The following is a 20148-nucleotide window of genomic DNA, read 5'->3' on the forward strand; positions in this document are numbered from 1 at the left end:
AACCGTAGTGTCAAACACTTTTTTGAATTTATTTTCTAAGAGAAGTTAAACTCAAATGGTTCAGCTAATTTGCCGACTGAATCACTGCGAAGCGTTGTCGCTGTTGCCGTGTCAGTGGGGCGCATTATAGAGACCTGCGTCACGTTGGCAAGCGTTTTTTAAGGTTTTTTTTGAATTTATTTCTGTTCGGTTGATTTTACGACAATACGCTCTAAAAACGCTTAATTACCGCTCATTTTTACGACTTTTTGACTAAACAAAGAGACCTTTTGCCAGTTGGTATACTCAACTTCTTTTGTGGTGTCGGTTTCGCCCCCAGTTAAAGACATAATTAAGCGAATCATAAATTTGTCTAAGAAGTTATATCTTGGGTAAAGAAGAGCCCCAGCAAAAACACCAATGAGTTTTGGTTGCCAAGGTGATTTTTTAAGGAAGGTTTTAATATAGGCGCTTCCCTCTGGAGTATCTTTGCCTTGCTCTTCTTTTCTCGCGGTTAAATTGACACAAAAGAATGCCGCATTCACTTGCTCTAATTGTGATAGGTTTTTTTCAATAAACTGGTATAGCTTCTTATTTAGATGCCCATAACGAATAGACGCCCCAATCACCACACGATCAAAAGCAAGCAAATCAATACTGCTTACTGATGAGAGATCAAAAGATTCACAGGTAAACCCTTCTAGATCGCTTTCTATATGCGCCAAAATCTTTTTCGTCTGACCGTCACTAGTGGAGTACAGCAATGCCGCCTTTTTCAATGTTCTTTCCTTAATTTTTCCAAAACGATGGAGTAAATAGAATTAATAGAGTGAATACCTCTAATCGACCAAACAACATAGAGATAACCAATATCCATTTTGCAGAGTCACTGATATCACCATAATGTAGCGATACCTCCCCTAAACCAGGGCCAAGGTTATTTAACGTTGACGCAACGGCGGAAAATGCGCTGAGCTCATCCATGCCAGTCGCGATCAATGCCAACATACAGACGACAAACACAAGTGCATAAGCGGAGAAGAACCCCCATACCGCATCAATAACCTTAGAAGGAAGTGCTTTACTCCCCAGTTTTATCGTAAATACCGCTCGTGGGTGAACTAAACGCTTTAATTCTCGAAACCCTTGTAGGGTAAGAAGAAGTATTCTGATGACTTTCATTCCCCCCCCTGTAGAACCTGCACACCCTCCTATAAAGGATGAAAAAAGCAAAAGCATAGGAAGGAACAAAGGCCACTGAGCAAAACCGGTTGTGGTAAAACCTGCCGTTGTAGAAATAGAGACACTTTGGAAAAGAGCTTGGTCAAAGGCTTCATAATAGGTGTCATAGCTATGATGGTTTAATAGCACCAGAAAACAGATGAGGAACAACACGACTTGTACAAAGATGAAGGCCCTAAACTCAGGATCTTTTAAATAGTATTTAGGATGCACTCCTCCCGACGCAAAAGCGGCAAAGTGCAATGAATAGTTACACGCAGAAATTAATAAGAAGACAACAGTAATCATATTAATCGCATAGCTATCAAAATAAGCCATGCTGGCATCGTGAGTGGAGAATCCCCCAATCGCAATGGTTGAGAAGCTATGCCCTACCGCATCAAAGAAGGTCATTCCAGCAAGCCAAAAAGCGATAGCGCAAGCAACTGTCAAACTAAGATAGATATACCAAAGCGCTTTAGCCGTCTCCGCTATCCTTGGCGTCATTTTGCTGTCTTTTACTGGACCTGGGATTTCAGCCCTATATAGCTGCATACCACCAATGCCAAGCATTGGCAAAATCGCCACGGCCAATACAATGATCCCCATCCCACCAAACCATTGTAGAAACTGTCGATAAAAAAGGATGGCTTTGGGTAAGTCATCTAATCCAACAAGAACCGTAGCACCTGTGGTGGTCAATGCCGAAAACGATTCAAAAAAAGCATCGGCGACACTGACCGAAGCACTATCCACCAGCAGAAAAGGAAGCGAGCCTGCACTGCCAATAACCGTCCAGAACAACACCACAATCAAAAAGCCATCTCGAGCTTTTAAATCTCGCTTCTGGCGACGATTAGGGAACCAACATACAAAACCGCAAATCAATAAAATGATGAAAGTTACGACAAAGGGAACACCTGCACCATCTCTATAGATGAGAGCTACGCCAGCAGGCGCTAGCATAGAGAGGCTAAAGAGTGCGAGTAGCAGACCTACTATTCGAATAATGGAACGAAACTGCATACTAGGGTTAGCTCATCCTTGAAATTAAGGCTCTCGCCCCGGTTTTATTGGTCATCGTCAAAATGAAGTCGCTTTCATGCAGAACTTCAATCTCCACGGTCAGTTTAGCGCTAATATCATAAGTAGCATCGATTTCCACTGCACCATACTGCGCCATAATAGACTGAGTTAATGATATGAGAGAGTAGTCTACTTCTACGATTAACTGAGTGGTGATCTTCTTCTCTATACTTTCGAGCAGTTTTAATGCCTGCTGTACCCCGCCACCGTACGCCTTTACCAAACCACCCGTACCTAAACGAATGCCGCCATAGTAACGAGTCACCACCGCCGTGATCTCTCCTACGCCCGAGCCGGTCAGTTGGGCAAGAATCGGTTTTCCTGCTGTCCCCGACGGCTCTCCGTCATCACTAAATCCCCACTTCATTGAGTCTTCAGGTCGACCAGCAACAAATGCCCAGCAATTGTGCCTCGCGTCATTATGTTTTGCCTTTATTTCATCTACAAATGCTTTGGCGGCTTCAATAGACGGAGTGTGAGCTAAGTAGGTAATAAACTGACTCTTCTTGATTTCTTCTTCAAAAATCATTGATTTGGCCGGTATTAAATAAGGAGAGACGTTCATTAGATCTGTGTGTTTTGAGGTAATTGAAACAGTTTATCACGAGAAGCACTTTCGATTAATAGTGGCACACAACACACATTGTTGATTAATTGTTAAATAAATGTATTGATATTTATTTATTACAGAGCCAGACTTGACTGGTCATACCACGATATGTCTAGCCACTAGGCTAACTCGATTTATGGAGAACACGGATGATCTATCAAGCAGAGACCCTCACGGTCAAACAACACCAAGATGGCATAGTTGAAATATGCTTTTGTGGGGATAACTCAGTGAATAAACTCGATCTGAAAACCCTTGAAGCATTAGATGCTGGAATTAAAGCAATACAGCAACTTGCCGATCTGAAAGGCGTCATACTCTCAAGCGACAAAGACACCTTTATTGTCGGAGCTGATATCACTGAATTTCTTGGGCTATTTGCAAAGCCGAAACAGGAACTCGATCAGTGGCTAAGGTTTGCAAATTCTATCTTCAACAGTCTTGAGGATCTTCCGGTTCCAACAATCTCTATCATCAAAGGCCATGCTCTTGGAGGCGGCTGTGAAACCATTCTTGCCACTGACTTCCGACTGGCTGATAGCACCGCCAATATTGGTCTACCAGAAACAAAGTTAGGCATTATGCCCGGTTTTGGTGGAACAGTGCGACTGCCTCGTTTAATCGGCGCAGATAATGCCATGGAGATTATCACCGCGGGAAGTTCAAAGCGTGCTGATAAACTACTAAAAATCGGTTTAATTGACGCCATTGTTGAGACCGAAGTGCTCTTTAGTGCCGCTGTAGCTCTTATTAAAGATGCCAATCAAGGCATTATTGATTGGCGAGAGCGTCGACAAAACAAAACATCGGCCCTTGGTCTTGGAAAGCTTGAAGCTATGATGAGCTTTACGACCGCTAAAGGACTGGTCGCTCAAAAAGCAGGGCCACACTACCCTGCACCTATGATGGCAGTCAAAACCATCGAACAAGCCGCTCAATGTTCCAGGGATGAAGCCCTAGATATAGAAAGAGAAAATTTCATTACACTTACCCAAACTGAGGTCGCAACCTCTTTAGTCGGCTTATTCCTAAACGATCAGTATATAAAAGGGCTCGCCAAAAAAGCAGCAAAAGCCTCAACGAAGCCCACGCTACGAGCAGGAGTACTTGGAGCTGGGATTATGGGGGGAGGTATCGCTTATCAATCCGCATTGAAAGGCGTCCCTGTATTAATGAAAGATATTGCTCAGCCTTCTCTTGATCTAGGGCTAGAAGAGGCGTCAAAACTACTGAATGCTCGCTTAGAACGCGGTCGCATCAAACCACAAAAAGTCGCTAAAGTACTGACTTCTATTACCCCAAGTCTGCATTATGCCGGCATTGAACAGGCGGATGTAATAATAGAAGCCGTTGTCGAAAACCCAAAAATTAAAGCCAGTGTACTTGCTGAAGTAGAGCAACATGTCAGCCCAGATGCTGTCATCACATCAAACACCAGCACAATCCCTATCAACTTATTAGCTCAATCTCTGCAAAGACCGGAAAATTTCTGTGGCATGCACTTCTTTAACCCCGTCCATCGCATGCCTTTAGTCGAAATTATTCGCGGAGAAAAGACCTCAGAGGACACCATTAATCGCGTAGTAGCTTACGCCGCACAAATGGGGAAATCCCCTATTGTGGTCAACGATTGTCCCGGCTTCTTTGTCAACCGTGTTTTATTCCCTTACTTCAATGGTTTTAGTCAACTGGTCAATGATGGCGCTGATTTCCAGCACATAGATAAAGTCATGGAGCGCCAATTTGGTTGGCCAATGGGGCCGGCTTATTTGTTGGATGTTGTAGGGCTAGATACAGCACATCACGCACAAAAAGTGATGGCCGAAGGGTTTCCTGAGCGTATGGCGAAGCAAACCACTGACGCTATAGACCTACTCTTTGCCGAAAAACGTTACGGACAAAAAAATGGCTTGGGTTTCTATGAATATCAGCCTGACCGAAAAGGTAAACCTAAGAAAACCTTTAATTCGGAGGTTTTGCAGTGTTTAGCCGCACTGAACACCCCACAACAAACATTCACTGATGAAGAATTAATTCAACGCATGATGATTCCAATGATCAATGAAGTGGTTCTCTGCCTTGAAGAAAACATCATAGCGTCACCACAAGAAGCGGATATGGCACTGGTCTACGGTTTAGGGTTCCCTCCCTTTAGAGGTGGTGTATTCCGTTATCTAGATAGCTTAGGCATCAACAACTACCTTGCTTTATGTGAAAAATATCAATCACTAGGCCCTCTGTATAAAGCACCACAATTGCTATACACAATGGCGAGCTCTGGCGATAACTTTTACACCAACCAACAATCCACCAGCTTGTAATCAATAAGAGGAATGAGAAATGAAAAATGTCGTAATTGTTGATTGCATCCGTACTCCAATGGGACGCTCAAAAGGAGGGGCATTTCGTCATACTCGCGCGGAAGACCTTTCGGCACACCTAATGAAAGGACTGTTAAAGCGAAACCCTAAAGTCGACGCGAAAGAAATTGAAGATATTTACTGGGGCTGTGTACAACAAACCCTTGAGCAAGGGTTTAATATTGCCCGCAACGCCTCCCTATTAGCAGGTCTTCCTATTGAAGTAGGTGCGGTGACAGTCAACAGACTATGCGGTTCATCTATGCAGGCGCTACACGATGCAAGTCGCTCTATTATGGTGGGTGACGCGGATATTTGTATTGTTGGCGGTGTAGAGCATATGGGCCACGTCCCTATGAATCATGGCGTTGATTTTCATGATGGGTTAGGGAAAAGCATCGCCAAAGCTTCAGGAATGATGGGATTGACTGCGGAACTGCTAGGTAAGTTACACGGCATACCACGAGAGCAACAAGATGAGTTTGCCGCCCGCTCCCACGCAAGAGCTCATCAGGCCACGTTAAGCGGTGCATTCAAATCGGAGATTTATGCTACTCAAGCGCATGCCGCTGATGGTTCACTTATCTCACTGGATTATGATGAAGTCATTCGCCCAGAAACAACGGTTGAAGGCTTATCGCAACTAAGACCGGTATTTGATCCTGTCAATGGCACCGTTACCGCAGGCTCCTCCTCTGCCCTGTCTGATGGCGCATCAGCCATGCTTCTCATGAGTGAAGACAAAGCATTACAGCTTGGTCTCAACATTCGCGCTAAAGTAAAATCTATGGCCATTGCTGGGTGCGACCCAGCAACTATGGGCTATGGCCCTGTACCTGCGACCAAGAAAGCACTGCAACGTGCCGGACTGAGTATCGAGGACATGGGTGTGATTGAACTCAACGAAGCCTTTGCCGCTCAAGCACTACCTGTAGCGAAAGACCTTGGTCTACTAGAGGTTTTAGATGAGAAGGTTAACCTAAATGGAGGGGCGATTGCGTTAGGGCACCCCCTTGGCTGCTCAGGCTCAAGGATATCGACTACTCTGATTAATCTCATGGAGCGCAAAGACGCCAAATACGGTCTAGCAACCATGTGCATTGGCTTAGGCCAAGGGATTGCCACTGTTTTTGAACGACCATAACCTCCTCATCAATAAGCCACCTAACATTATAGGTGGCTTATTAACCACAAAATCATACCTTTTATTTAATCAATGCGTTTAATGCATAGTTAGAATGATGACAAATCATTTTTTTTATTGCTATTTGTTCTCTAGACTTACTGGCAATCAAATACATAACCCCTTTGGAGTAACTGATGTTCAAAGCACTTGTTCTAAACCAAGAAGATAAAAAAACCCTTGCTGCAATTGAGCAAGTTGATGAATCGCAATTACCAGAGGGTAATGTAGAGGTCGCTGTAGACTATACCTCTCTAAATTATAAAGATGGCCTAGCGATTACAGGTAAAGGCAAGATCATTCGTAACTTCCCTATGGTTCCTGGTATTGACTTAGTCGGCACAGTAACCACATCTGAAGATGATCGTTATCAAGCAGGTGACAAAGTGGTTCTTACTGGCTGGGGTGTCGGTGAAAATCATTGGGGCGGCATGTCTGAGAAAGCACGTCTTAAAGGTGATTGGTTGGTTCCTTTAGTTGACGGTCTTTCTGGCCAACAAGCAATGAGTATAGGTACAGCGGGCTTTACTGCCATGCTTTGTGTGCAAGCTATCGTTGACGGTGGTGTAAAACCTGAAGATGGCGAAGTGCTAGTAACAGGTGCAAGTGGTGGTGTGGGTAGCGTAGCTGTCACTCTACTAAACCAACTGGGTTACTCAGTCGCAGCTGTGACAGGTCGTTCATCACAAAATGGCGAGCTTCTAAAAGCCTTAGGCGCATCACGCATCGTTGAACGTTCTGAACTAGAAGAGCCAGCAAAACCACTAGAGCGTCAACTTTGGGCTGCAGCCGTCGATACTGTAGGTAGCAAAGTACTGGCTAAAGTACTGACTCAAACTAACTACAACGGTGTTGTAGCCGCATGTGGTCTAGCAGGCGGTTTCGACCTTCCTACAACAGTAATGCCGTTTATTCTACGTAACGTTCGCCTGCAAGGTGTTGATTCCGTTATGTGCCCAAGAGAAAAACGCATCCAAGCATGGGAACGTCTAGTTGAATTGCTACCTGCATCATTCTACGAACAAGCCACTAAGCTAATTAACCTGGAAGATGCCATTCAGGCAGCAAACGACATTACTAATGGTCAAATCACAGGACGTGTCGTAATTAAAGTGAGTTAGTTTGCTGGGGGCAGCAATCTATGAGCCAGCGGAGTTGTCTGCTGGCTTACTCCAACCCCATATCCATCACCCGCTTTTCTATTAATTTTCCGCACTCACTTTTTAACACCGCTCGAAGCCATTTTTGCGCAGGTGAAGTATCACACCTTGAATGCCAAATCAGAGAATAATCAAACGCAATAAATTCAAATGGTAGCGTCTTAACGACTAAATCGTGTCTCTCTGCTACTAAGTAAGCGATATCTGCCGGTACCGTAATGACTAACGGCAGGCGATCGACGATGGCAAGTGCAGCCTCTAAGTGATAAGCACGCAACACTAAGTTCATTTTGCCATGCGCACGCAAACTGTCATCGATTAACGCTTTCACCCCGTCACTAATCGCAATCATTGCGTGTGGTAAAGTTAAAAAGTCCACTAAGGTTAGTGCTTTATCCGCTAAAGGATGGTGCTTAGAAACTAAACAAGTGACCCCTACTTTTCCTAATACTTCTCTACGCAGAGGCTCTATTTCAGAAACCGGTCGGCAGATAGCCATATCCACCCTTTCAGCCGTTAGCTGATGATAAATATTGTCATGCTGTAGTGGCTGAAAATCCAATGAGATATTTGGAGCTAAGTCATAAATCTTAGACAACGCAAAAGGCAAAATCGTTTGCATAGCGTAGTCGGTTGTGGCGACAACAAATCGCTGTGAACACTGAGATGGGTCAAAATCCGTTGGCGTCAGCAATTCTCTGATCGCTTCAAGTGGGAACTGAATTTGCTCATTGATCTGTAATGCCTTTTCCGTCGCAATGAGATTTTGTCCATTACGAGTAAACAAAGGATCATTAAGCAACTCTCGCAAACGGCCCAATACTCGACTCATTGCTGACTGGCTCAAATTGAGCCGAATGGCGGCTCGGCTGACACTGCCTTCTTCCACCAGCACTCGCAAAGCGACCAATAAGTTAAGGTCGCGACGATAAATCTCTTCTAGTTCCATTTGACCTCAATACAGACAAAGCTTATCTGCATATTACCAGTTAAGCGAAATCCTGTTTACCCATAATAGGCACTGCAAAAGCCATAAAATAATGGCAAATGCTACCGTACTGTAAAGTGGAAGTTAAACCAGAGGGCCACTACCGCTATTGTTGCCGAAGTTAATATTGAATATTTTTTATACTTAAGTATGATCGCTGTCTCATTTTTTGGGAGAGAAACCATGTCTTTTAATCCAGAAGTGGCCAATCACGTTTTAGAAGCAGAAGGATTGCGCTGCCCTGAACCCGTTATGATGGTCAGAAAAACCATCCGTACTATGCAAGAAGGGGATGTGTTGCTAGTTAAAGCCGACGATCCTTCAACAGTCCGTGATATTCCAAGCTTTTGTCGCTTTATGGATCATCAGCTTATCGCAGAGAAAACAGATTCAGCCCCATTTCAATATTTGATCAAAAAAGGGCTAGCTTAACCTTATCGAATTAATAGATTGCTGCGCTTATCGCTAACACCAAAAACAGTGCAGCCGTTATTTTACGAATAAGAGCCAAAGGCAGTCGCTCCGCTGAAAACTTCCCGATGAGCACAACAGGGACATTTGCCAGCAACATCCCGATCGTTGTTCCCAATATCACCATCCATAATGCGTCCGCAAACTGAGCACCTAAAATCGATGTCGCTATTTGTGTTTTATCGCCTATTTCAGCTACAAAGAAAGCAATAAAACTGGCTACAAACGGCCCCCTACTGGATATCGATTCATTACTATCTAGTTTATCGGGAATTAAAATCCACAGCGCCATTAAAGCAAAGCTCACCACTAAAACCCACTTCAGAACCTCAGGGGTTAACAAGTCAGATACCAAAACACCTAACCAAGCCGCTACAGCGTGGTTGGCAATCGTCGCAAAAAAGATAGCAGCAATGATAGGCAGTGGCTTACGGTAGCGACTGGCAAGTAGAAGGGCTAAAAGTTGGGTTTTATCACCGATTTCAGCTAAAGCAACTGTGGTAATAGAAATGGCTAGAACGCTCAAATGACTCTCTTTAAGGTGGGAGATAACAAACAATAGATAAGCACCACTCTCCCACCAAGGATAGCGATTCTTATCTAAGGTCTTGCTAAACAAAGAGTCTCGAACGCCATGATGATTTTGCATCAATTATGTTGACGGACGAACCGGACTTGCAGTCTCGGTAAGCTACTCCCCAAAGATTGTGGGGATTTTATAGATCATTCAATTGCAGTGCAACAGCAAAACCCTTTCACGCTTGGCCTTTTCTATCTCCTTATTTTTAAGGCAGTCAGTTCACCATCATTGACACAAAGCCACGGGCACGGTTCTCACTATATTGTGTAAACCATGAAAGTGAGGGGCTTTATTTTGCACCCGTCTTGTTCTCGATACGTGAATTGACGGTTTTTTCACTACTCCCCACCTTAATATCTGGGTATAATTCAAAGTTATTTCATATTCAGACAAAAGAATCGCGCGAAACGACTATGCATAAATACGATATCAAAACCTTCCAGGGAATGATCCTCGCGCTGCAGGATTATTGGGCTCAAAACGGATGTACTATTGTTCAACCGCTAGATATGGAAGTAGGTGCTGGCACCTCTCACCCAATGACGTGTCTGCGTGCACTTGGCCCAGAGCCAATGTCAACGGCATACGTTCAACCTTCACGTCGTCCAACTGACGGACGTTACGGTGAGAACCCAAACCGCCTGCAGCATTACTATCAATTCCAGGTTGCTCTTAAACCTTCTCCAGATAACATCCAAGAGTTGTACCTTGGCTCTCTTGAAGTGCTTGGTATCGATCCACTGGTTCACGATATTCGTTTCGTAGAAGACAACTGGGAAAACCCAACGTTGGGTGCTTGGGGTCTTGGTTGGGAAGTTTGGCTAAACGGCATGGAAGTAACCCAGTTTACTTACTTCCAGCAAGTTGGCGGCCTAGAGTGTAAGCCTGTTACTGGCGAAATCACTTACGGTATCGAACGTCTAGCAATGTACATTCAAGAAGTCGACTCTGTTTACGACCTGACTTGGAACGTTGCACCCGATGGCTCTAAAGTTACTTACGGTGATATTTTCCACCAAAACGAAGTTGAGCAATCTACTTACAACTTTGAACACGCTGATGTGGACTTCCTATTTGGTTTCTTTGAGCAGTGTGAAAAAGAGTGTAAAGAGCTATTGGCACTAGACAAGCCATTACCACTTCCTGCTTATGAACGTATTCTTAAAGCTGGTCACGCATTCAACCTACTTGATGCACGTAAAGCTATCTCAGTAACAGAGCGTCAACGTTATATCCTTCGTATTCGCGATCTGACTAAAGCAGTTGCAGAGGCGTACTACGCGTCACGTGAAGCTCTTGGCTTCCCTATGTGTCGACCTGTAGCTAAGAACGAGGACAAATAATCATGGCGAAGAATTTTCTAATTGAACTGGGTACCGAAGAGCTACCACCAACAGCACTTCGTTCTCTAGCAGAAGCATTTGCTTCTAACTTTGAAGCGGGTCTTAAAGCGGCTGAGCTTTCTCACGAAGGCGTAAAATGGTACGCAGCACCTCGTCGTCTTGCACTTAAAGTGACTAGCCTGGCTGAAGGCCAAGCAGACAAAGTGGTTGAGAAACGTGGCCCTGCAATTTCAGTGGCATTTGATGCTGACGGCAACCCTACTAAAGCGGCTCAAGGCTGGGCTCGCGGCAACGGTATTTCTGTTGAGCAAGCTGAGCGTCTTAAAACAGACAAAGGCGAATGGCTTCTTTTCAAACAAGAAGTAAAAGGTAAGCCAGTTCAAGAATTGGTTCTAGATATTGCGGCTAAAGCGCTAACTGGACTGCCTATCCCTAAAGTAATGCGTTGGGGCGACTCAGACATTCACTTTATCCGCCCAGTAAAAACACTGACGGTACTGCTTGGAGATGAGCTTATCGAAGGTAAGATCCTTGGCGTTGCATCCGGTCGTACTATCCGTGGTCACCGCTTCATGGGTGAGCAAGAGTTTACTATCGATTCAGCCGATCAATACCCTGCTCTATTAGAAGAGCGCGGTAAAGTAATGGCCGATTACGAAGCACGTAAAGCAATTATCCTAGCCGATTCTAAAAAAGCCGCAGCAGCGGTTGGCGGCGTGGCTGACCTAGAAGACGATCTCGTTGAAGAAGTGACCTCTTTGGTTGAATGGCCAGTGGTACTGACAGCGAAGTTTGAAGAAGAGTTCTTAAAAGTACCTTCTGAAGCTTTGGTTTACACCATGAAAGGTGACCAAAAGTACTTCCCTGTTTATGACGAAAACAAAAAGCTACTGCCTAACTTTATCTTTGTTTCTAACATCGAATCTAAAGACCCTCGTCAAGTTATCGAAGGTAACGAAAAAGTGGTTCGTCCTCGTCTAGCGGATGCGGAGTTCTTCTTTAATACCGACCGTAAACGTCCTTTGATCGATCGTCTTCCTGAACTAGAACAAGCTGTTTTCCAAAAACAACTGGGTACGATCAAAGATAAAACCGATCGCATTACAGCCCTAGCCGGTTACATTGCTAAGCAAATCGACGCTGACGTAGAAAAAACCACGCGTGCTGGTCTACTGGCTAAATGTGACCTAATGACTTCTATGGTATTCGAGTTTACCGATACCCAAGGTGTTATGGGCATGCACTACGCAACTCATGACGGCGAAGATAAAGAAGTGGCTCTAGCACTTTACGAGCAATACATGCCTCGTTTTGCTGGGGATGATTTGCCAAGCACAGGTATTTCTTCTGCTGTAGCTATGGCTGATAAGCTAGATACTATTGTTGGTATCTTCGGCATTGGTCAAGCACCAAAAGGTTCTGACCCATTTGCACTACGTCGTGCATCACTAGGTGTACTACGTATCATCGTAGAAAATGGCTACAAGCTAGACCTTGTTGACCTGATCCACGAAGCAAAAGCACAGCTAGGCGATAAACTGACTAACCAAAACGTAGAAGCCGACGTACTTGATTTCATGCTAGGTCGTTTCCGTTCTTGGTATCAAGATGCTGGCTTCAGCATTGATATTATCCAAGCGGTATTGGCTCGTCGCCCAACTAAACCTGCTGATTTTGACCAACGTGTTAAAGCGGTATCTCACTTCCGTGGTCTAGAAGCTGCAACTGCATTGGCTGCCGCGAACAAACGTGTAGGTAATATCCTTGCTAAGTTTGATGGCGAATTAGCTGAAGAAATCGATCTTTCGCTTCTTCAAGAAGATGCAGAGAAAGCACTGGCTGAAAACGTTGAAGTGATGGCTGAAGCACTTGAACCTGCTTTCGCTACGGGTGACTACCAACAAGCACTAAGCAAACTGGCTGATTTACGTGAGCCTGTTGATGCATTCTTTGACAACGTTATGGTTATGGCCGATGACGAAGCTCTGAAAAAGAACCGCTTAACGCTACTGAACAAGCTGCGCAATTTATTCCTACAAATTGCCGATATTTCTCTTCTGCAGAAATAATCTTATCAAGCCCAGCTTTCGCTGGGCTTTTTATTATAAATACGCATTTAACTATTGAGTATTCCCCTTCGACTAAGCTAATGTTGATCTCTTTCCTGTATAAATTTACAAAGAATTGGGGCCAATATGTCTTCTTCCAACACTTATTCAACGTTCGGGGAAAAATTTAACCGAAACTCAGGGATCACTCAGTTAATGGGTGACTTGAACGATGGTTTGCGCACCCCAGGAGCACTAATGCTAGGCGGTGGAAACCCTGCTGCCATTCCTGAAATGTTGGATTACTTCTCTGAGACAACCCGTAAAATGCTCAGCAGTGGTGAATTAGTTGCGGCCATGGCTAATTATGATGGACCTCAAGGAAAAGACACCTTTGTAAAAGGACTCGCAGCCTTACTCAAAGAGACTTATGGGTGGGATATTAGCGAGAAAAATATCTCTTTAACCAATGGTAGCCAAAGCGCTTTCTTCTATCTATTTAATCTCCTTGCAGGTAAACAACCGGACGGGTCACATAAAAAAATTCTGTTGCCTCTGGCTCCTGAATATATCGGTTATTGCGACTCCGGAATTCAAGATGATATTTTCGTATCTTATAAGCCAGAAATTGAACTGCTTGATAATCAACAATTTAAATATCACGTTGATTTTTCTCAAATAGAAATCGATGACTCTGTGGCCGCGATTTGTGCCTCTAGACCAACAAACCCAACAGGGAACCTGCTCACCGATGAAGAGGTGTATAAATTAGATAAGTTGGCGAAAAAGCACAATATTCCACTGATTCTGGACAATGCATACGGCACACCTTTCCCTAATATTGTATTTGAGCACGCGACACCATTTTGGAATGACAATACGATTCTTTGTATGAGTCTCTCTAAGCTAGGCTTACCTGGTGTCAGATGTGGCATAGTGATAGCCAATGAAGAGATTACGCAAGCACTCACTAATATCAATGGCATTATTGGTTTAGCTCCAGGGAGTATTGGACCGACAATTGCTCAGCACATGATTGAGTCAAATGACTTATTGAGGTTGAGTGATGATGTCATCAAGCCTTTCTATCAACAAAAATCCGCTCAGGCTATTTCTCTACTACAATCGGCTATCCCAGATCCTAGATTCCGCATTCATAAACCTGAAGGCGCAATCTTTTTATGGTTATGGTTTGATGAGCTGCCGATCACGACGATGGAGTTATACCAGCGCCTAAAAGCTCGTGGTGTGTTAATTGTTCCTGGTGAATACTTCTTCTTTGGCCAGCAAGAGAAAGAATGGCAACATTCGAAACAATGCTTAAGAATGAACTATGTGCAAAACGATGAAGACATGCAAAATGGCATAAAAATCATCGCAGAAGAAGTGATAAAAGCCTACTCATAAACGAAAAAGAGCGCCATCGGCGCTCTTTCACTGCTTTGTTTAATGACTCATTATTGTAACGAGTCAGCCCTATCCATTAATGAGATTGCTACCATTAATCGCAATTTTACGTGGTTGCATTGCCTCTGGAATTTCTCGTTGTAAATCAATGTGCAGCAAACCATTTTTCATTGTTGCGCCAAGTACTTTTACATAATCAGCCAACTGGAATTTACGTTCAAAATTGCGCTCAGCAATTCCTTGATAAATATAGGTTTTCCCCTCTTCAGTTGGGTGCTCACCACGTACAATCAGTACGTTTTCTTTTTGTGTAATGTCCAGCTGCTCATCTGCAAATCCAGCCACCGCCATAGTAATACGGTAGTTGTTTTCATCTTGCTGTTCGATATTGTATGGAGGGTATCCCGCTGAAGCATTTTTGGCAGAAGAAGACTCCATCATGTTTAATAGACGATCGAAGCCAATAGCGTTGCGGTACAAAGGAGTGAAATCTACAGTTCTCATAATACTATCCTATTCATTAGCAATAGCCCTAATCCTGAGTGGGCGGATCAAGGGTGTTGTTTCCATTCCATCAAGGACATGGTTTCAACAAAGTTAAATTGTGTGCTTTCTGCTGTCCTTCCTCTAAAAGAGCGAAGCGAGTAAAGCGGTTCAGAAGACCCGTCTGGCATCCTCTTCACAACTAGATATAGGGATGAGAAAACCTCCTTTCAAGGTTTTTTGCAAAAAAAAAGCACCACCTATTCGGTAGTGCTTATTGATACTCTGATTTAGCTCATGCTGTGCCAGTCTTTCGATCTAACACAAAATAGCAGAAGCGCTACACGTCTAAGTTAGCCACTTTCAGTGCATTGTCTTCGATGAAACGACGACGAGGTTCTACGTGGTCACCCATCAAAGTAGTGAACAACAGATCAGAGCTAACAGCATCATCAATGGTCACTTGCATCATACGACGAGTGTCTGGGTCCATAGTGGTTTCCCAAAGTTGATCTGGGTTCATTTCACCTAGACCTTTGTAACGCTGTAGTGATAAACCACGACGAGACTCTTTTGTTAACCATTCTAGTGCTTCAAGGAAAGTACTAACTGGCGCAGTACGCTCACCACGTTTAACGAAAGCACCTTCTTCAAGCAGGCCGTCAAGTGCATCAGACAGTGACGCTAGCTTGTCGTATTCTTTCGTTGCTAATAGCTCTAAGCTAACGACATATTCGTAATGAACACCGTGAGTACGAACAACTACTTTAGGAAGACAAACATTCAACTCTTCATGTTTCTCTACTTCTAAGCTGTATTGGCTTGCACCCACTTCTTTGGCGTTCAGCTGAGCGATCAAACGCTCACCCCAAGCGGTTACTGTCGCTTCGTCTTGGCACTGCTCAGTCGTTAGGCGAGGAACATAAATAAACTCTTCTACCAATGCTTTTGGTAATTGACGAGCCATACGTTCAACCAATTTAGTCGCTTGATTAAATTGAGTCACTAACGCTTCTAGAGGTTCGCCAGAAAGCGCTGGCGCTTCAGGGTTCACAAATAATGCCGCGTTATCCAATGCCAGACCCGTCTGATACTGAGTCATCGCATCTTCATCTTTAATATACTGCTCTTGCTTACCTTTCTTCACTTTGTAAAGTGGTGGCTGAGCGATGTAGATGTAGCCACGCTCGATAAGCTCAGGCATTTGACGGTAGAAGAATGTCAGCAACAGTGTACGGATGTGTGAACCATCCACATCGGCATCGGTCATGATAATGATGTTGTGGTAACGCAGTTTATCTGGGTTATATTCATCTCGGCCAATGCCACAACCCAGCGCTGTAATCAATGTTGCCACTTCTTGAGAAGAAAGCATCTTATCAAAGCGTGCCTTCTCAACGTTTAAGATCTTACCTTTCAGCGGAAGAATCGCTTGGTTTTTACGGTTACGGCCTTGCTTAGCACTACCGCCCGCAGAGTCCCCTTCCACTATGTATAGTTCAGAAAGTGCAGGATCTTTTTCTTGGCAATCTGCTAGTTTACCTGGCAGACCCGCTAAATCTAATGCACCTTTACGACGAGTCATTTCACGTGCTTTACGCGCCGCTTCACGAGCTCGCGCTGCATCAATGATTTTGCCACACACAATCTTAGCTTCACCTGGGTTCTCCACTAAGAACTCAGATAACTTCTCGCCCATCGCAGATTCAACCGCTGATTTCACTTCAGACGACACTAGTTTGTCTTTAGTTTGGCTTGAGAATTTAGGATCTGGAACCTTAACTGAGATAACAGCCGTCAAACCTTCACGAGCATCATCACCCGAAGTAGCGGCTTTAGCTTTCTTAGAAAAGCCTTCTTTGTCCATGAAGGTATTTAGCGTACGTGTCAAAGCTGAACGGAAACCAGCTAAGTGAGTACCGCCATCACGTTGAGGGATGTTATTGGTAAAACAGAAAATATTTTCTTGGAAACCATCGTTCCATTGCATTGCGACTTCAACACTGATGCCATCATCTCGCTCACTATCAAAGTGGAAGATTTTTTGAATGATCGGTGTTTTATTGGTATTTAGGTGATCAACAAACGCTTGGATACCACCTTCAAACATGAAGTGATCAGATTTGTCTTCTTCACGCTCATCAACCAATTTAATCGATACGCCAGAGTTCAAGAAAGATAACTCACGCAGACGTTTGGCTAAAATATCGTAATGGAACTCGATATTAGTAAAGGTTTCTTCACTCGGCCAAAAACGGATTTCTGTACCTGTTTTATCTGTATCACCTACCACCGCTAGTGGCGCTTGAGGCTCACCATGGCGATACGTTTGTGCATGAATGTGACCGCCACGTTGGATGGTTAAGGTAACTTTCTTAGACAATGCGTTTACCACTGAAACGCCTACACCGTGCAGACCGCCCGATACTTTATAAGAGTTATCGTCAAACTTACCGCCAGCGTGCAGAACAGTCATGATAACCTCAGCGGCAGACACTTGTTCTTCTTCGTGCAGTTCAGTCGGGATACCACGACCATCGTCTCGAACAGAAACTGAATCGTCGTCATGGATAGTGACTATGATGTCGTTACAGTGACCTGCCAACGCTTCATCAATAGAGTTATCCACTACCTCGAATACCATGTGGTGAAGACCGGTTCCATCGTCTGTGTCACCTATGTACATACCTGGACGCTTACGAACCGCATCCAGACCTTTTAGTACTTTAATACTCGATGAATCGTAATTTTCTGCCATGAGTTACTCTCTATTTGGGTCTCTTTATCATCCATGTTGCAGCCAATCAAAGTGAAGCTTTGTTGAACTCGCAAATACCGATAACAACCATCTATATTGAATAGGTTCTACTGCGCTAGGAAGACTAATGCCCTAACACTTAAAGTAGCATTCTAAGACTTAAACCTAATATTTTAAGGGATTCGCCCCATATCGGTCTAAATCTCTATTTTTCGTTAAATTTGTTTAATTCGCTTAGCGATAGCAAAGGGATCCATACATAATCTGTCCCTTATTCTACTGGTTCTATTTTGCCACGTTCCACATGAAACATCTTGCTATTTTCACTGTTCATTTCCGCAATTTGGCTTTCTGTAATAGAACTTACAAATACTTGTGCTCCAGTTTCCTTTAAGCAGTCTGCTAGACGTGCTCTTCGTTGACTATCAAGCTCTGATGCAAAGTCATCAATCAAGTATATACACTGTTTTTCTGTTAACTTTGTTAGGTGTTGGCCTTGCGCGACACGCAGTGCGCATACCAACAATTTCAGTTGTCCACGAGACAAGATATCTTCGACAGGAGTACCGTTTACTCTAATTTTCAAATCAGCCTTATTTGGGCCACTAAAAGTATAACCAAGGTGCTGATCTCTCTCGAAATTTTTTTCTAATAATTGAGCATAATCCGCACCTCTCTCCCACCCTTGGTAGAATGAGATCGACACATCAAACTCAGACAGAAAGTCACGACACAAAGGCTCTGCCACTTCTTTCAGTTGTGCCACATACTCTTCCCGCCAGCGAGAAATCATCTCAGCCAGTTTTGCCAGCTCCTGATCCCAGTAGCTTAGCTCTCGGTAGCTGCTTGCCGTTTTCAATAGCGCATTACGCTGCTTGTTGAGACGTTTCACTCGTCCCCAGGTTTCATAAAACTGAGGCTCACAGTGAAAGACACCCCAATCGATAAAAGCACGACGATGCTTGGGTCCATCAGTCAGTAGGTCAAAGCCTTCAGGATGAATAAGTTGCAGGGGCAACACCTTAGCTAACTCGGCAAGTTTCTGCCCAGACTCACCGGATATCTTAACTTCAGTTGTACCATCACGACGCTTGTTGATACCAAGAGGAAGTTCAAATTGTTGTGAATTTTTCAGTCTTCCGTGCACGAACAGTTCATCACATTGATGTTGAATGATGCGTCCAGTAATAGAGCTTTTAAAAGAGCGTCCATGACCCAGAAGATATACAGCTTCAAGAAGGCTGGTTTTCCCGCTTCCGTTAGCACCAATCAGAAAATTGAAGCCTGACGACGGGCTAATGTCGCAGGCTTCGATATTTCTAAACTGTTTTATGATGAGGCGACTTAAAGGCATACCGTTATAGACGGATCGGCATTACCACGTATTGAGCGCTTGAATCTTCAGCATTCTCAATCAAGGCACTCGCATTCGCATCAGACATAGAAATAGACACTTTCTCACAACGCACGGCATTTAATACATCCAGCACGTAACTGACGTTGAAGCCGATTTCTAAATCATCACCTTGATAATCAACATCAACCACCTCTTGCGCTTCTTCTTGCTCAGGGTTGTTGGCGGTAATTTGCATAGTTCCGCTAGAAAGGTTGACCCTTACACCACGGAATTTTTCATTCGATAAAATAGCCGCTCGAGAGAAGGCTTGACGTAAGTCTTCACACTCAGCAATCACAGTTTTGGTGGTATTTTGTGGCATTACGCGGCGATAATCCGGGAAACGACCATCAACAAGCTTCGAAGTGAAGACAAAGTTAGTCACACTGACTCGAATGTTCGACGCGCCAATTAATAGGCTCACCGCTTCATCGGGTTGGTCTAAAATTTTCATCAGCTCAAGTACCCCTTTACGTGGGATAATCACTTGTTGCTGAGGATAACTGTCCGCTAATGTGGTTTCTGATACTGCCATACGGTGGCCATCAGTGGCTACTGAGCGCAATGTATTGCCATCAATATCAAATAGCATACCGTTCAGATAATAACGCACATCCTGATTTGCCATAGAGAACTGGGTCTTCTCGATTAAAGAGCGCAGATGCCCTTGAGTCAGAGTCAATTCAGTATCTGATTGCCAGTCTTCAATATTTGGGAAATCGATCGCAGGCAATGTCGCCAAAGAAAAACGACTGCGACCTGAGCGAACAACCACTCGTTCGCCATCCAATGATAGCGAGATTTCCGCGTTGTCAGGCAGACCACGGCAAATATCAAAAAACTTACGAGAAGGAACAGTAACGCTCCCCGCTTCAAAGTCATTTTCCAGCTGAACTTGGCTGATCAGTTCAACTTCAAGGTCAGTTGCGGTCATCGATAAGATGCCATTATCAACTTTAAGTAACACATTACCTAAAATAGGCAGTGCAGGACGCCCCGCTAAAGCACCCGAAACTTGTTGTAGGGGCTTAATAAGATGCTGACGATTAATAGTGAATTTCATTCTATTAATAAC

The 20148-nt window shown here is 44.0% G+C and carries 16 protein-coding genes and 1 riboswitch; of the genes, 7 read left to right on the forward strand and 9 right to left on the reverse strand.

Annotation, left to right across the window (positions count from 1 at the left end; genetic code table 11):
• Positions 1 to 221 precede the first annotated feature (221 nt).
• The 3 genes from hemG to VEZ01S_RS14330 are packed head-to-tail and all read right to left on the reverse strand — an operon-like array spanning position 222 to position 2851.
• The gene (gene hemG / locus VEZ01S_RS14320) at positions 222 to 758 is read right to left on the reverse strand and encodes a menaquinone-dependent protoporphyrinogen IX dehydrogenase (protein ID WP_021714774.1); all 537 of its coding nucleotides are present in this window, start codon (positions 756 to 758) and stop codon (positions 222 to 224) included.
• Between the two features lie 10 nt (positions 759 to 768).
• Positions 769 to 2226 (reverse strand): TrkH family potassium uptake protein, encoded by a 1458-nt coding sequence (locus VEZ01S_RS14325; RefSeq protein WP_021714775.1) that lies wholly within the window; start codon positions 2224 to 2226, stop codon positions 769 to 771.
• A gap of 7 nt (positions 2227 to 2233) precedes the next feature.
• The gene (locus VEZ01S_RS14330; protein WP_021714776.1) at positions 2234 to 2851 is read right to left on the reverse strand and encodes a YigZ family protein; all 618 of its coding nucleotides are present in this window, start codon (positions 2849 to 2851) and stop codon (positions 2234 to 2236) included.
• Between the two features lie 194 nt (positions 2852 to 3045).
• Between VEZ01S_RS14330 and fadB the strand changes: the two genes are divergently transcribed.
• The 3 genes from fadB to acuI all read left to right on the forward strand — a co-directional run bounded on the left by fadB (position 3046) and on the right by acuI (position 7560).
• On the forward strand, positions 3046 to 5217 hold the full coding sequence (gene fadB, locus VEZ01S_RS14335; RefSeq protein WP_021714777.1) for a fatty acid oxidation complex subunit alpha FadB: 2172 nt from the start codon (positions 3046 to 3048) through the stop codon (positions 5215 to 5217).
• A gap of 19 nt (positions 5218 to 5236) precedes the next feature.
• A complete protein-coding gene (fadA, locus tag VEZ01S_RS14340; RefSeq protein ID WP_021714778.1) occupies positions 5237 to 6400 on the forward strand; it encodes an acetyl-CoA C-acyltransferase FadA in 1164 nt (387 codons plus the stop codon).
• A gap of 176 nt (positions 6401 to 6576) precedes the next feature.
• Entirely contained in the window at positions 6577 to 7560 is a 984-nt protein-coding gene (gene acuI / locus VEZ01S_RS14345) for an acrylyl-CoA reductase (NADPH) (RefSeq protein WP_021714779.1), read from the forward strand.
• A gap of 46 nt (positions 7561 to 7606) precedes the next feature.
• On the opposite strand, the gene VEZ01S_RS14350 is transcribed toward acuI, so the two are convergent.
• The gene (locus VEZ01S_RS14350; RefSeq protein ID WP_021714780.1) at positions 7607 to 8548 is read right to left on the reverse strand and encodes a LysR family transcriptional regulator; all 942 of its coding nucleotides are present in this window, start codon (positions 8546 to 8548) and stop codon (positions 7607 to 7609) included.
• Positions 8549 to 8770: 222 nt separating this feature from the next.
• Here VEZ01S_RS14350 and tusA point away from each other — a divergent pair, with 222 nt between their 5' ends.
• Entirely contained in the window at positions 8771 to 9019 is a 249-nt protein-coding gene (gene tusA / locus VEZ01S_RS14355; protein ID WP_021714781.1) for a sulfurtransferase TusA, read from the forward strand.
• 10 nt (positions 9020 to 9029) lie between these two features.
• On the opposite strand, the gene VEZ01S_RS14360 is transcribed toward tusA, so the two are convergent.
• Positions 9030 to 9584 carry a TMEM165/GDT1 family protein gene (locus tag VEZ01S_RS14360; protein ID WP_021714782.1) on the reverse strand — a complete coding sequence of 185 codons (555 nt, stop codon included), beginning with the start codon at positions 9582 to 9584 and terminating at the stop codon, positions 9030 to 9032.
• A gap of 2 nt (positions 9585 to 9586) precedes the next feature.
• A riboswitch (yybP-ykoY riboswitch) is annotated at positions 9587 to 9770 on the reverse strand.
• A gap of 281 nt (positions 9771 to 10051) precedes the next feature.
• Here VEZ01S_RS14360 and glyQ point away from each other — a divergent pair.
• The 3 genes from glyQ to VEZ01S_RS14375 all read left to right on the forward strand — a co-directional run bounded on the left by glyQ (position 10052) and on the right by VEZ01S_RS14375 (position 14436).
• Complete coding sequence (gene glyQ / locus VEZ01S_RS14365) at positions 10052 to 10981, forward strand: glycine--tRNA ligase subunit alpha (RefSeq protein WP_021714783.1); 930 nt, start codon at positions 10052 to 10054, stop codon at positions 10979 to 10981.
• A gap of 2 nt (positions 10982 to 10983) precedes the next feature.
• The gene (gene glyS, locus VEZ01S_RS14370) at positions 10984 to 13050 is read left to right on the forward strand and encodes a glycine--tRNA ligase subunit beta (protein WP_021714784.1); all 2067 of its coding nucleotides are present in this window, start codon (positions 10984 to 10986) and stop codon (positions 13048 to 13050) included.
• Between the two features lie 126 nt (positions 13051 to 13176).
• Positions 13177 to 14436, forward strand: a complete 1260-nt coding sequence (locus VEZ01S_RS14375) for a valine--pyruvate transaminase (protein ID WP_021714785.1) — start codon at positions 13177 to 13179, stop codon at positions 14434 to 14436.
• Positions 14437 to 14505: 69 nt separating this feature from the next.
• On the opposite strand, the gene VEZ01S_RS14380 is transcribed toward VEZ01S_RS14375, so the two are convergent.
• The 4 genes from VEZ01S_RS14380 to dnaN all read right to left on the reverse strand — a co-directional run bounded on the left by VEZ01S_RS14380 (position 14506) and on the right by dnaN (position 20136).
• A complete protein-coding gene (locus VEZ01S_RS14380; RefSeq protein ID WP_021714786.1) occupies positions 14506 to 14940 on the reverse strand; it encodes an Hsp20 family protein in 435 nt (144 codons plus the stop codon).
• 319 nt (positions 14941 to 15259) lie between these two features.
• Positions 15260 to 17677: a DNA topoisomerase (ATP-hydrolyzing) subunit B gene (gyrB, locus tag VEZ01S_RS14385; protein ID WP_021714787.1), complete on the reverse strand. Its 2418-nt coding sequence runs from the start codon at positions 17675 to 17677 to the stop codon at positions 15260 to 15262.
• Positions 17678 to 17948: 271 nt separating this feature from the next.
• The gene (gene recF, locus VEZ01S_RS14390) at positions 17949 to 19031 is read right to left on the reverse strand and encodes a DNA replication/repair protein RecF (RefSeq protein ID WP_021714788.1); all 1083 of its coding nucleotides are present in this window, start codon (positions 19029 to 19031) and stop codon (positions 17949 to 17951) included.
• A 4-nt stretch (positions 19032 to 19035) separates the two neighbouring features.
• A complete protein-coding gene (gene dnaN, locus VEZ01S_RS14395) occupies positions 19036 to 20136 on the reverse strand; it encodes a DNA polymerase III subunit beta (RefSeq protein WP_021714789.1) in 1101 nt (366 codons plus the stop codon).
• Between the last annotated feature and the right edge of the window lie 12 nt (positions 20137 to 20148).

The sequence above is a fragment of the Vibrio ezurae NBRC 102218 genome (assembly GCF_000467185.1).
Classification (GTDB): domain Bacteria; phylum Pseudomonadota; class Gammaproteobacteria; order Enterobacterales; family Vibrionaceae; genus Vibrio; species Vibrio ezurae.